1 protein-coding gene and 1 pseudogene are annotated in these 548 nt (G+C 66.8%); both read left to right on the top strand.

Annotation, left to right across the window (positions count from 1 at the left end):
* A pseudogene (locus H5J33_RS36560) lies at positions 1 to 291 on the top strand (alpha-glucosidase C-terminal domain-containing protein); the annotation flags it as partial.
* Positions 288 to 548 (top strand): alpha-amylase family glycosyl hydrolase (locus tag H5J33_RS36555; protein ID WP_258565653.1); only part of this gene is annotated, 261 nt, incomplete at its 3' end. The pseudogene H5J33_RS36560 and the gene H5J33_RS36555, both read left to right, overlap by 4 nt.

Below are 548 nucleotides of genomic sequence, written 5' to 3'. Positions count from 1 at the left end.
GCGGATCAGGACGCGGTGCTGGTCTACTCGAAGCGCACCGGGACGGACACGGTGCTCGTGGTCGTCAACCTCGACCCGCACCACACCCAGGAGGCCACGGTGTCGTTGGACATGCCGCGACTCGGCCTGGACCGGCACGAGTCCGTGCCGGTGCGCGACGAGCTCACCGGTGAGACCTACCACTGGGGCAGGGCCAACTACGTGCGCCTCGAACCGGGTCACAGGCCCGCGCATGTCTTCACCGTCCTGCGACCGTCCAACCCGCAGATCGGAGGGTCACCCACGATATGACCGTCAACGAGCCCGTACCGGACACCTTCGAGGACACGCCGACCAAGGACCGGGACCCGGAGTGGTTCAAACGCGCCGTCTTCTACGAGGTCCTGGTCCGCTCCTTCCAGGACAGCAACGGAGACGGCGTCGGCGACCTGAAGGGCCTGACCGCCAAACTGGACTACCTCCAGTGGCTCGGCGTCGACTGCCTGTGGCTGCCGCCCTTCTTCAAGTCCCCGCTCAGGGACGGCGGTTACGACGTCTCCGACTACACC

It is taken from the genome of Streptomyces sp. WELS2, assembly GCF_013870595.1.
Classification (GTDB): domain Bacteria; phylum Actinomycetota; class Actinomycetes; order Streptomycetales; family Streptomycetaceae; genus Streptomyces.
Note: the sequence above shows the minus strand (reverse complement) of the source record. Positions and strands in the feature narration are given on the sequence as shown.